This window comes from Streptomyces sp. TBY4 (assembly GCF_024213195.1).
Lineage (GTDB): Bacteria > Actinomycetota > Actinomycetes > Streptomycetales > Streptomycetaceae > Streptomyces.
Genome location: NZ_JANAVF010000002.1, coordinates 51,287 through 63,549, shown reverse-complemented (window position 1 = coordinate 63,549; position 12,263 = coordinate 51,287). Strand labels below are relative to the sequence as shown.

9 protein-coding genes are annotated in these 12,263 nt (G+C 72.0%); 3 read left to right on the top strand and 6 right to left on the bottom strand.

Features of this window, described 5'->3' with window-relative positions; genetic code table 11:
* Positions 1–140: 140 nt before the first annotated feature.
* The 3 genes from NLX94_RS04610 to NLX94_RS04600 all read right to left on the bottom strand — a co-directional run bounded on the left by NLX94_RS04610 (position 141) and on the right by NLX94_RS04600 (position 4,416).
* Entirely contained in the window at positions 141–1,448 is a 1,308-nt protein-coding gene (locus NLX94_RS04610) for a VCBS repeat domain-containing M23 family metallopeptidase (protein ID WP_254381285.1), read from the bottom strand.
* A 101-nt stretch (positions 1,449–1,549) separates the two neighbouring features.
* Positions 1,550–2,947, bottom strand: coding sequence for an FG-GAP-like repeat-containing protein (locus tag NLX94_RS04605; RefSeq protein ID WP_254381284.1), 1,398 nt, complete (start codon positions 2,945–2,947; stop codon positions 1,550–1,552).
* A gap of 485 nt (positions 2,948–3,432) precedes the next feature.
* Complete coding sequence (locus NLX94_RS04600) at positions 3,433–4,416, bottom strand: hypothetical protein (protein ID WP_374683917.1); 984 nt, start codon at positions 4,414–4,416, stop codon at positions 3,433–3,435.
* A gap of 120 nt (positions 4,417–4,536) precedes the next feature.
* Between NLX94_RS04600 and NLX94_RS04595 the strand changes: the two genes are divergently transcribed.
* Positions 4,537–4,815, top strand: a complete 279-nt coding sequence (locus tag NLX94_RS04595) for a hypothetical protein (protein ID WP_254381282.1) — start codon at positions 4,537–4,539, stop codon at positions 4,813–4,815.
* A 110-nt stretch (positions 4,816–4,925) separates the two neighbouring features.
* Here NLX94_RS04595 and NLX94_RS04590 read toward each other — a convergent pair whose 3' ends face one another.
* The 3 genes from NLX94_RS04590 to NLX94_RS04580 form a co-directional block, all read right to left on the bottom strand.
* Entirely contained in the window at positions 4,926–5,960 is a 1,035-nt protein-coding gene (locus tag NLX94_RS04590; protein WP_254381281.1) for an ABC transporter ATP-binding protein, read from the bottom strand.
* Positions 5,957–7,444: an iron ABC transporter permease gene (locus NLX94_RS04585; protein WP_254381280.1), complete on the bottom strand. Its 1,488-nt coding sequence runs from the start codon at positions 7,442–7,444 to the stop codon at positions 5,957–5,959. The genes NLX94_RS04590 and NLX94_RS04585 overlap by 4 nt, the downstream gene beginning before the upstream one ends.
* A gap of 197 nt (positions 7,445–7,641) precedes the next feature.
* Positions 7,642–8,661, bottom strand: a complete 1,020-nt coding sequence (locus tag NLX94_RS04580; protein WP_254381279.1) for an iron ABC transporter substrate-binding protein — start codon at positions 8,659–8,661, stop codon at positions 7,642–7,644.
* A 214-nt stretch (positions 8,662–8,875) separates the two neighbouring features.
* Between NLX94_RS04580 and NLX94_RS04575 the strand changes: the two genes are divergently transcribed.
* Both NLX94_RS04575 and NLX94_RS04570 read left to right on the top strand, forming a co-directional pair.
* Positions 8,876–11,470, top strand: coding sequence for an AMP-binding protein (locus tag NLX94_RS04575; RefSeq protein ID WP_254381278.1), 2,595 nt, complete (start codon positions 8,876–8,878; stop codon positions 11,468–11,470).
* 38 nt (positions 11,471–11,508) lie between these two features.
* Complete coding sequence (locus NLX94_RS04570; RefSeq protein ID WP_302168819.1) at positions 11,509–11,916, top strand: FKBP-type peptidyl-prolyl cis-trans isomerase; 408 nt, start codon at positions 11,509–11,511, stop codon at positions 11,914–11,916.
* Positions 11,917–12,263: the final 347 nt, after the last annotated feature.

Below are 12,263 nucleotides of genomic sequence, written 5' to 3'. Positions count from 1 at the left end.
CGATGGGCGGCGTCACGGGGCCGTACGGGTGAGCCGTGGGGGCCCGGCGCCGGTCACGGAAGGGACCGGTTCGCAAGGGGCCGGTCCGGAAGGGACCGGCCGGCCGGGGCCCGGCGTGCGGCCGGGCCCCGGTGACGTGCTCAGTTGTCGAAGTTCCAGCCGCTGCCGTTGTCGACGCGGGCGCCGAACTGGCCGTTGCCCAGGCCCGGGTAGATCCACAGGTGCCCGTCGTTCTCGCGGGCCACGATGTCGGCCTTCCCGTCACCGGTGTAGTCACCGGCGCCGCTCACGCTCGACATCACGCCCCAGCCCGAACCGGCCTCGACGCGCGCGCCGAGCTGGCCGTTGCCCAGGCCCGGGTAGAAGAAGAGCTTGCCGCTGGCCTCCTCCACGGCGACGACGTCGCCCTTCCCGTCACCGTTCAGGTCCCCCGTGCCGGACACGGTGCTCATCGCGTCCCAGTTGGAACCGATGGCGGTGCGGGTGCCGAAGTGCCCGTTGGCCTGACCGGGGTAGAGGTAGAGCGTGCCGGTCGCCTCTTCGGTGGCCAGCAGGTCGCCCCGGCCGTCGCCGTTCAGATCGCGGGCGCCGGCGATGCGCATGGTGTTCCAGCCGCCGCCGTTGTCGACGCGGGCCCCGAGGTGGCCGTTGGACTGGCCGGGGTAGACCCACAGCTTGCCGGTCGACTTCTCCACCGCCAGGACGTCGGCCTTGCCGTCGCCCGTGACGTCGCCGATGCCCGCGACCTGGTCGATGCTCCCCCAGCCGCCGTTGTTGATCCGCGCCCCGAGGTGGCCGTTGCCCAGACCCGGATAGATCCACAGGGTCTTGTCGCCCGTCCCGGCACGGGCCAGTACATCGGGCTTCCCGTCACCGGTCAGGTCCCCGACCGCCGACACCGGAGCCGGCGAAGGCGTCTCGGGGGAACCGCAGTTGGCGCTGGTGAACGTACGGCTGCCACCCGTGTACGTCACACCGTCGAAGACGGGGGGCCGGCCCACACCGTTCAGTGTCTGTTCGAAGTGCAGGTGTGCGCCGGTGGAGTTGCCCGTGTTCCCGACGCGGCCGATGAGCTGGCCGGCCTGGACGGTGGCACCGGCGGATATCTCCGTACGGGACAGGTGCGCGTAGTGCGTGGTCCAGCCACCGCCGTGATCGATCCGTACGTGGATGCCGGCCCAGCCTTCGCTGTTGCCCGCGACCGACACCGTTCCGCCGGCACTGGCGACCACGGGGCGGCCCGTGTCGTCACCCGGGTAGTGGTTCAGGTCGACCGAGTACTGGGGGTTGTGGTTGGGGTACGTGGTGGCCGACCAGGTTTCCCCGCAGGAGGCGGGCAGTTGGAAGTCGGGGCGCTCGGCCGCCTGGGCGGCCGGCGGGAGGGTGATGACCGCGGCGGCGAGGGCGAGGGCCGCGGTGACGGTGGACTGGAGCAGACGCTTGGACATGGGTGACTGACCGCTTTCGGGCAGGGAGGAGTGCGAGGAGAGGTTCGAGAAGAGAGAGAGGGGGGCGGGGGCCCGGGGGTGAAGCCGGGCCCCCGCAGGGGTCAGCCGGTGAAGTTCCAGCCGCCGCCGTTGTCGACGCGGGCGCCGAACTGGCCGTTGCCCAGGCCCGGGTAGATCCACAGATGGCCGTTGCTCTCGCGGGCCACGATGTCCGCCTTGCCGTCACCCGTGTAATCGCCGGCGCCGCTCACGCTGGACATCGCACCCCAGCCCGTACCGGCCTCGACGCGCGCGCCGAGCTGGCCGTTGCCCAGGCCCGGGTAGACGAAGAGCTTGCCGCTGGCTTCCTCCACGGCGACGACGTCGCCCTTGCCGTCACCGTTCAGGTCGCCGGCCCCGCCGACCGAGCTCATCGAGTCCCAGTTCGCCCCGGCTTGGACGCGGGCGCCGAAGTGGCCGTTGGTCTGGCCCGGGTAGACCCAGAGCTTTCCGGTCTCCTCCTCGACGGCCAGCAGGTCGCCCCGGCCGTCGCCGGTCAGGTCACGGCTGCCCGCGATGCGGATGTCGCCCCAGCCGCCGCCGTTGTCGATGCGGGCGCCGAGGTGGCCGTTGGACTGGCCGGGGTAGACCCACAGCTTGCCGGTCGACTTCTCCACCGCCAGGACGTCGGCCTTGCCGTCGCCGGTGACGTCACCGGCTCCACTGACGCGTTCCATCGACGACCAGCCGCCGTTGTCGACGCGGGCGCCGAAGTGGCCGTTGCCCAGGCCCGGATAGATCCACAGGGTCTGGGCGCCCGTCGCGGAGCGGGCCAGCAGATCGGGCTTCCCGTCACCGGTCAGGTCCCCGACCGCCGACACCGGAGCCGCTTCCTCAACGGGAGCGGGGCTGTTGGCGATGCCCTTCGGGCCGATGAACCTGAGCACCTTGCCGGCGCTGGATCCGACCGGGCTGCTGTTGGTACGCCAGTCGAACCAGTCGTGGTGGCGGACGCCGCCGCTCTCGTTGCCGCCCACCGTCTTGATCCTGCGGCCGTCGGCGGAGACCGCGACGACCAGGTTGACGTGGTTGGCCTCGTCGTCACTGAGGCTGCCGTCCGTGTCGTACAGGACGGCGTCACCGACCTCGGGGGTCGAGTGGAAGGTGCCGTTCTGGCTGCCGTACGTGTTGAAGCTGATGGCGCCGGCATTGAGCGTGCCGGTGCCCTCGGCACCCGCCCGGCCCCACACCCAGCGGGCGAAGTCGGAGCACCAGGCGGTCGGATGGTTGCAGCCGTAGTACGGCGAGCAGTTGTTGCCCACCTGACTCAGGGCGATCGAGGCGACCGTGGGTGCGGTGGCGGACGCCGACGTGGCCCCCGACACCGTCAGGAGGGGCGCGGCGACGGCGGCGGCCAGGGCCATACCGGTGAGCCTGCGCTTGCCGCGGAAGGTGCGGGAGAACCAGGACGCCGAAGCCGCCGAAGGAGAGGAAGAAGAGGAAGAAGAGGAAGAAGACATGGTGAAGCCACCTCTGAATTCGATGAGGAAGTGAATGTCGCGAGAATCGGCCCGGGAATGACCCATGCGAGAAGAGGGCATGGAGGGGCCGCAGAGAAAATCGCGGAGAAAGTTACGGAGAAGGCCGCCGAGAAAGCAGCTGAGCCGGTACGAAGGCTGCGAGCGAACGGTGCGTGGCGCGGAACACCTTCCCCGGCTGGGGAAAGTCCACTCCGTGGCGACGTGGGGTCACGTCATGCCGGGGAATTCCGAGCTGTCAGCTCCAGCCCCAGTCGTCGCCGGTGGAAACGACGATCAATGACTTCATGGCGTTCATTTCTTTCCCACCCCTGGATTGTTCCGTCCACGCGCCGCTCCGGCCCGCTGATGAATATCTTGTCGTGGACGGAAGTCCACGACCAGAGAATTCAGGTGGCACGAAAGACGCCTGACACTTTCGTGTCAGGCGTCCTGTCAGGGGTACTGCAGCGCTGGGCCGGTGGCGCTCAGAGCAGCCCCAGCTCAGCGGCGCGCCGGCCGAGCTGGAAGCGGCTGCCCGCTTCCAGCCTGTTCGACAGCTCGGTGATCATGCGCCGCTCGGTGCGGAGCGAGACGCCGAGCTTGCGGGCCGCGGCCTCATCGGTCATGCCGTCCGCGAGCAGCCTGAGCAAGGTGGTCTCCTGTGCGGTCATCTCCGGGCCGCCGCGGGCCGGCGCCTCGCCGAACGGGGTCGCGGACGCCCACACCTGGTCGAACAGCGCGCAGAACCCGGCCAGGGCCCCGGCCTCGTGGATCACGACCGCGCCCGCCGAGGAATCCTGCGGATCGAGCGGGACCAGGACCACCTCCCGGTCGATGACGTGCATGCGCATCGGAAGTGAGGGCGCCGTGCGGATCTCCGCGCCCGAGGCGACGAGCCACTGTGCGTGCTCACGGCTCCCCGGGTCGTTGACGACGCTGTCCAGGTACACGGTCCTGAGTCCGACGCCCCGCTTCAGGGTCGCTTGCGCCAGCGGCTTGGCCGCCTCCCGGTTCGCGGCGGGCTGGGGGCCGCCCGGTGCGAAGGCGAGGGCCTCGCGCCGGGCGCGGTAGGCGAGTTCCTCCAGCCGGGTGCGGATGGCGTCCAGGCCGACCAGCCGCTCCACCCCTCCGGAGGGCTGTCCGACGCGCAGGACCGAATAGTCGGCGAGCAGCCCCGCGACGGCCACCCGGCTCTGCTCGATCTCCTGCTGCCTGCGAGCGAGTTCGGCCTGATGGCGGGCGAGCAGCGCCTCCAGCGCCAACTCCGGCGGCACCGCACGCAGATGACCCGGATCGTTCAGCGAAGGCCGCAGCAGAGCGAGGTCCGCCAGCCGGTCGAGCGCCGTGTTCAGCGCGGATCGCTCCCACCCCAGGACTTCGCCCATGCGGTCGATCCCCATGGACGGGTTCTCCAGGATGAACCGGTACACCAATTCCGTGCCCTCGTCGAGCCCCAGCGGTCCCAACACTGCCAAGTCCCCCACTCTCCCCGTGCGTCCCGCACCCCTCCTGCCATGTTTGTGCCAAGGCATGAAGGTGTCGCGCGACAATCCGACGTGCACGCTCCGGACGCCTGCATAGTTCGCGGTGTGTATCTCGTCGAGTTCCTCCTGACCAAACCCCGCACGGCACCGCAGGCACGCGAGCACGCCTCCCTGGACGCGCTGCGGTCCGCATGTCTGCCCCAGGACGGGGTGGAGCACATTCGCGTCCATACCTCGCGGGCCGGCGCCCGGGGCGTCTTCTTCTGCCGCGCGCCGGATCTGGAGCAGGCCGTCAGTCGCACGTACGCCGTATGCCGGCGCGCCCTTGAGCTGCGCCCCGAATTCCGCGGCTGGGAGATCACGCGGGTAGCCGGCGCGCTGTGAGCCCGCCGGCATCCGCCTGTCGTGTTCCCATGCCCAACACGCTATGCGTTGCAGGGTGGTTGGGGCTTCTCGATTCCTGACCGGTCTGCAGGCCGGCGCGCGCTCCCGGTTCAGGGATGCAGGGTCGCCTCGCCCTGGACGAGGATGCCGGTGCGACTGCCCGGGGCCACGGTGACGGGGCCGGCGACGCGGATGTCCACCGGGGTGTCCAGGCCGTCCACGGAGACGGTGACCATCGCGTCGTGGCCGTAGAAGGTCACGTCGGTGACGGTGCCCTGGGCGGCCGTCGCGGTGTCGGTGAGCCGGAGCTGCTCGGGCCGCAGCAGGACGGTGCCCTCGTTCCGGCCCGCGGGGGGCGCGGCAAGCGGGAGGCGGCCGAGGGCGGTCGCGGCGGCGCCGTGGTCGGCGGTGCCGGGGATGAGCACGGCGTCGCCGACGAAGCCCGCCACCCAGGGGTCGGCGGGGCGGCGGTAGACCTCTTGCGGGGTGTCGCACTGGGCCACGCGGCCGTCGCGCACGACGGCGACGAGGTCGGCGGTGGAAAGGGCTTCCTGCTGGTCGTGGGTGACCAGCAGGGCGGTGGCTCCGGTGGCGCGCAGGGCGGCCCGGACGTCCGCCCGGACACCGGAACGCAGGGCGCTGTCGAGGGCGTTGAACGGTTCGTCGAGCAGGACCAGGGCGGGTTCGGGCGCCAGGGCCCGGGCCAGGGCGATGCGCTGCTGCTGGCCGCCGGACAGCTCGTGGGGCATCCGGTCGCCGTAGCCGCCGAGTCCGACGAGGTCGAGCATCTCCTCGGTGCGGCGCCGGCGTTCGGCGCCTTCGTGTCCGGTCAGGCCGAAGGCGACGTTGCGGGCCACGCTCAAGTGCGGGAAGAGGGCGCCCTCCTGGGGGACGATGCCGATGCGGCGGCGCTCGGGGGGAAGGTGGAGGCCCGGTCCGGACAGGGTGCGGCCGCCAACGGTGACGGTGCCCGCGTCGGCGCGCAGGAATCCGGCGACGATGCGGAGCAGGGTGGTCTTGCCGCAGCCGGAGGGGCCGAGGAGGGCGGCCAGGGTTCCGGCGGGGACGGTGAGGTCGAGACCGCGCAGGACGGGCGCCCCGGGACCGTAGGACTTCTCCACGCCGGTGATCTGTACGTCGGTCATGTGCGGTGCCGCCCGAGAAGGTAGGAGGGGATGGCCGCCAGCAGGATCAGCGCGGCGGCATAGGGGGCCGCGGCGGCGAACGAGCCGGTCCCGGTCTCCGTCCAGAGCCGGGTGGCGAGGGTGTCCATGCCGGTGGGGCGCAGCAGGAGCGTCGCGGGGAGTTCCTTCATGCACACGACGAAGGTCAGGGCGGCTCCGGCGGCGACCCCGGGCGCTGCGAGCGGCACGGTGATCTCGCGCAGGACGCGCAGGGGGCTGCGGCCGAGCGAGCGGGCCACGTCCTCCAGCACCGGCGGGGACTGCAGGACGGCGGCGCGGGTCGCGGCCACCGAGACGGGCAGGAAGAGCACGGCGTACGCGCAGACCAGGAGCGGGAGTTCCTGGTAGAGGGGTTCGGCGTAGCGGACGGCGAAGAAGACCAGGGACAGCGCGACGGTGATGCCCGGCAGCGCGTGCCCGGCGTAGGCGGACTGTTCCAGCAGGTGTGCGGTCCGGCCCCGGTGGCGGGCGGCGATGACGCCGACGGGCAGGGCGAGGAGGGTGGTGAGCGCGGCTCCGGCGGCGGCGACGCCGAGGGTGGTGCCGGCGGTGTCGAGGAGCCGGGCGGGGTCCCAGGTGGCGGAGTTGCCGACGGCGAGCCAGTACCCGAGGGTGGCCAGCGGCATGAGGACGGCGACGGACACGACCGCGGCGCACCAGGCCAGGGCCGGTGTCCGCCAGCGGCCCAGCGGTGCGGGGACGGCCGGGCGGGCCGTGCCGGATCCGGTCCTGGCGTGGCCGGCGCGCCCGCGGGTACGGGCTTCGGCGGCGACGAGCAGGATCGTCATGACGACCAGGACGACGCTGAGGGCGGCGGCCGGGGTGCGGTCGAAGCTGGCCCGGTAGGAGGTGTAGATACCCCGGGTGAAGGTGTCGTACCGCATGAGGGAGACGGCGCCGAAGTCGGAGAACACGTAGAGCGCGACGAGCACGGCTCCGCCGGCCGCGGCGGGGCGCAGCTGCGGCAGCGTGACGCGCAGGAAGGTCTTCAGCGGCCCGTGGCCGAGCGAGCGCGCGACCTCCTCCTGTGCGGGGTCGGCCCCGCGCAGTGCGGCGGTGACGGGCAGGTAGACGTACGGGAAGCTCACCAGCGTGAGGGCGAGGGCGGCGCCGGCGAAGCCCTCGAGGGCGGGGAACGCGGACAGCCAGGCGAAGGCGGCGACGTAGCTGGGCACGGCCAGGGGCAGGGTCACCAGCACCGACCAGGCCCGGGCCCCGGGCAGCGCGGTTCGTACGGTGAGCCAGGCGAGGGACACGCCCAGCAGGAGGGAGGCCGCCACGACGACGGCGGCCAGCCCGAGGCTGCGGCCGAGGAGCTGGGCGGTGCGCTCGTCGGCGACGACGTCCCAGGCGAAGGCGGGGCCCCGCTCCAGGGAGCGGACGGCGAGGTAGCCGAGCGGCAGCAGCGCGAACACGGCCGCGAGGGCGGCGGGGACGAGCAGCACGGCGGGCGGCCGGCGCCCGGCACGCGACCGCCCGGCGGACGCGGCGGCGCCTGCCGGACGGACTGCGGGATCCGCGGGTGCGGGGGAATCCGCCGGCGCGGCGGGATCCGACGGCGCCGGGGAACCCGCGGACGCGGAGGAATCCGGGGCTGCCGCGGGATCCGCAGGAGCGGCGGGATCCGTGGAGGGCATCAGGGTCAGACCATCCCGGCTTCCTGGAGCATCTTCAGGGTCTCCTGAAGCGATTCCAGCTTGCCGAGGTCGATCTTGGGGGCGTCGAGGGAGGCCAGCGGCGGCAGGCCCTTGACGGTGCTGGTGACGCCGGCGGCCAGCGGGTACTCCTTGGTGTCGTCGGCGAAGTACTTCTGCGCCTTCTCCGAGAGCAGGAAGTCGACGGCCTTCTGCGCGGCGGGAGCCTGGTCGCTGCCCTTGAGGATGCCGACCCCGGCCGTGTTGACGAGGGAGCCCGGGTCGCCGCCCGGCAGGAAGTGGATCTTCGCCTTGACCTTGCCCTCGCCCTTCTCGGCGACCTGCTCGTACCAGTAGTAGTGGTTGATCAGGCCGAGCGAGACCTCGCCCTTGCCGACGCCGTCGAGGACCTTGAGGTTGTTGTCGTAGACCTTCGGCTCGTTGGCCTTCAGACCCTTGAGCCAGGTGCGGGTGGCGTCGTCGCCCTCCAGGACGCGCATGCCGGTGACGAAGGCCTGGAAGGAGGCGTTGGTCGGGACGTAGCCGATCTTGCCCTTCCACTCCGGCTTGACCAGGTCGTGCACGCTGTCGGGGGCCTTGGACACCTGGCCGGGGTTGTACGCGAGGACGCGGACGCGCCCCGAGGTGCCGACCCAGTCCCCCGCGCCACCGCGGAACGCCGGGTCGACCTTGTCCAGGGATGCCTGGGGCAGCTTTTCCAGCAGACCCTTGGTGGAGAGGGCTCCGAGCGCGCCTGCGTCCTGGGAGAAGAACAGGCCCGCCTTGGTCTTGTCGCCCTCTTCCTGGATCTGGGCGGCGAGTTCGGCGCTCTCGCCGTAGCGGACGGCCACCGTGGTGCCGACGGCCTTCTCCAGCTCGTCCAGGAGCGGCTTGACCAGCTTCTCGTTGCGGCCCGAGTAGATCACGAGCCCGGCATCGTCCTCGTCGACACCGCAGCCCGCGAGGACGGGGAGGAGGAGCGCCGCCGCGGAGAACGCGGCGAGACGGTGGGCCGTGGGGCGTCGCATGAGAAGCCTTCCTGCACGTGCAGCGAGAACCGGTGAACGCCCTACAAGTAAGGCAATGCTTACCTAAAGGTCAAGGGTGACGTACGCAACGATCCGGCGCGCCGGGCATTCGGCGGAGCCGACCTTACCTGTGATTTCCCTATGGATCTTCCCTGTCCCATCTGTGACTTTCCTGTGACTTTCCAATGAGGTAAGGCATTCCTAAGATGCGTCCGTGACAGCCCCTTCCGCCCTCCTGCCAGGCACCAAGACCGTCCCCTTCGCCGCCCGTCTCGCGAGCCACGGCGACCGCACCGCGGTCCTCACCGCCGACGGCACCCTGACCTACCGCGAACTCGCCGCCCGGGTGGAAGAGACGGCCGGCCGTCTGGGGCACGAGCGCCGTCTGATCCTGCTGGTCGGCGCCAACACCGTCGAGGCGCTCGTCGTCCACCTCGCGGCGCTCTCGGCCGGACACCCGGTCCTGCTGGTGCCCGGCGACCACCCCGAAGCCGTGCGGTCGCTCGTCGACGCGTACGACCCGGACGTCGTGGCGCACCCGGACGGCGGGCAGTGGGTGCTCGACGAACGGCGCCCCGGCTCGGCGCACGAACTGCACCCGGATCTCGCACTGCTGCTGAGCACCTCGGGATCGACCGGTTCGCCGAAGCTCGTGCGGCTCTCGCACGAGAACCTCCAGGCCAACGCCGAATCCATCGCCGGCTATCTGGAGATCCGGGACACCGACCGCGCGGCCACGACGCTGCCGATGCACTACTGCTACGGCCTGTCCGTCATCCACAGCCACCTGCTGCGCGGCGCCGCCCTGATCCTCACCGACCTCTCCGTCGCCGACAGTTGCTTCTGGGAGATGTTCCGCACCGGAGGCGGAACGACCTTCGCGGGCGTCCCGTACACCTTCGACCTGCTCGACCGCGTCGGCTTCGCCTCCATGGACCTGCCCCACCTGCGCTACGTCACCCAGGCCGGCGGCCGGCTCGCGCCCGACCGGGTCCGCCGCTTCGCGGCCCTCGGACGCGCCGCCGGCTGGGAGCTGTTCGCGATGTACGGCCAGACCGAGGCGACGGCCCGCATGGCCTACCTGCCGCCCGGCCTCGCGGAAACCCACCCCGAGGCGGCGGGCGTGCCGGTCCCCGGCGGATCCTTCCGGCTCCAGCCGCTGCCCGAGTGGCCCGGGGAGAACACCGGGGAACTCGTCTACGCCGGGCCGAACGTGATGCTCGGCTACGCCCGCACCCCCGAGGACCTCGCCCTCGGCCGGACGGTGGACGAGCTGCACACCGGCGACATAGCGCGCCGCACCGACCAGGGCCTGTACGAAATCATCGGCCGCCGCAGCCGGTTCGCGAAGATCCTCGGCCTGCGCATCGACCCCGCGCAGGTCGAGGCGATGCTCGCGCGGCACGGCTTCACCTCCCTGTGCAGCGGAGACGACGAGGCCCTCGCCATCGCCGCCGTCGCCGCGGGCACCGCGGCCGCGCGCCGGATACGGGGGCTGGTGACGGGCGAGTGCGGTCTGCCGGCCCGGGCGGTCCGGGTCCGCCTCGTGGCGGATCTCCCCCGCCTGCCGTCGGGCAAGCCCGACTACCGGGCCGTACGCGAACTGGCCCGCCCGGCCGCCGCCGACGCCGACGCCCACGCCGACGCCGGCTCCGGCTCCGGCGCACCGGCGCGGGACCGCGGCAACGGCCCCGAGGACCTGTGCCGGCTGTACTCCCGCATCCTCGACCGGCCCGGAGTGACGCCGGACAGCACCTTCGTCGGCCTGGGCGGCGACTCCCTCTCGTACGTCGAGATGTCCCTCCACCTCGAGGAGCGGCTCGGCCGGCTGCCGGCCGACTGGCACACCACGCCGATCCGCGACCTCGGGCCGGCGCGGGAGGAGGCCCCCGCGCGCGGGCGGGCCGTGGAGACCAGCGTCGCCCTGCGCGCCATGGCGATCTTCTGCATCGTCGGTTCGCACGTCCACGTCTTCGGCATCAAGGGCGGTGCGCACCTGCTCCTCGCGGTCGCCGGCTACAACTTCGCCCGCTTCCACCTCACCACCGCCGCACGCGGTGAACGCGTCCGGCGGGCCTGCCTCAGCATCGCGCGGGTCGCAGTGCCGTCCATGATCTGGGTCGGCTTCGTGCTGCTCCTCAACGACGACTACACCCTGGCCAACCTCCTGCTCCTCGACAGCGTGCTGGGGCCCGAGGGCAGCGAAACGGGCATGCACTTCTGGTTCATCGAGGCTCTGGTGTACATCCTCGTCGTCGCCGTGGCCCTGCTGTCGCTCCCCCTGGCGGACCGGGCGGAGCGCCGGTTCCCCTACGGGCTGCCCCTGGCGCTCGCCGCCCTCGGCCTGCTCACCCGCTACGACCTGGTCGGCCTCCCCGACCGCACCCTGATGCCCGACGCGGTCACCGTGTTCTGGCTGTTCGCACTCGGCTGGGCGGCGGCGAAGGCCCGTACGAGGGCCCAGCGGATCCTGGTCACGGCCGCCGCGCTCGCCACGGTGCCCGGCTTCTTCCCCGGCGATCCCGGACGGGAGGCGATCATCATCGCCACGTTCGCCCTGCTCGTGTGGGTGCCGACGCTTCCCAGCCTCGAACGCGTCAACCGGGTCGCCGGCCTCCTGGCCACCAGCTCCCTGTACATCTACCTGACCCACTGGCAGATCTTCCCGCTGATCGACGGCTTCTCCCGGCACCTGGCCTTCCTCGCCTCCCTGGTCTTCGGCATCGCCTACGCCACCGCGGCGAACCGCCTGATGCGCGGACTGCCCTCGCTGCCCCGGCGTCCCTTCCTGCTCTCTCCTTCTCGGTAGCGTGGGACTTCCACTTCCGAGACTTCCGACGGAGAGCGATGAGTGAACTGACGAAGCCCGAGGTCGGCGTTCCGGAGGGGCCGGCTCCCACCGAGCTGACCGTCCGGGACCTGGTCGTCGGGGACGGGGCCGAGGTGAAGCCGGGCATGGTCGTCCGGGTCCACTACGTCGGGGTGACCTTCGAAACCGGGAAGGAGTTCGACGCCTCCTGGGACCGGGGCGAGCCCTACAAGTTCACCCTGGGCAGCGGCAAGGTCATCAAGGGCTGGGACCGGGGGGTGCGGGGGATGAAGGTCGGCGGCCGGCGCGAGATCATCGTTCCGCCGCGGCTCGGCTACGGCAAGCAGTCGCCCTCGCCGTTGATCCCGGCGGGCTCGACCCTGGTCTTCGTGGTGGACCTGCTCGACTCGTTCTCCAGGACGACCGGGTGGAGCAGCACCGGGTGATCCCGGCCGCCCCTCCCCCGTGACGTGCCGACTTCGGATGCCGCGAGACCGATGCGGGCCTCCGCCCCGCCCTGAGGGGGGTTGCGCCCTCGTACGCCTGGGCGATGCGGTCCAGCCGGGCGAGCGACCGCTCCCGGGCCACCTCCACGGTCGGGCGCTGATCGCGCCGTGCATCAGGCTGCCGAGGTCGTCCTGTGCGGCCGCGTCACCGGGCAGGTCCGCCAGTTCCCGCAGTTCCCGTCCGATGTCGGCGCCGAGCCCCTCGTCCGGTGCGGGAGGGGCGGGCGGGCGTTCGGGCCAGAGCCGGTACGGGCCCTGGGCGCGCGGTGCCGGAGCGCCCTGGTCCG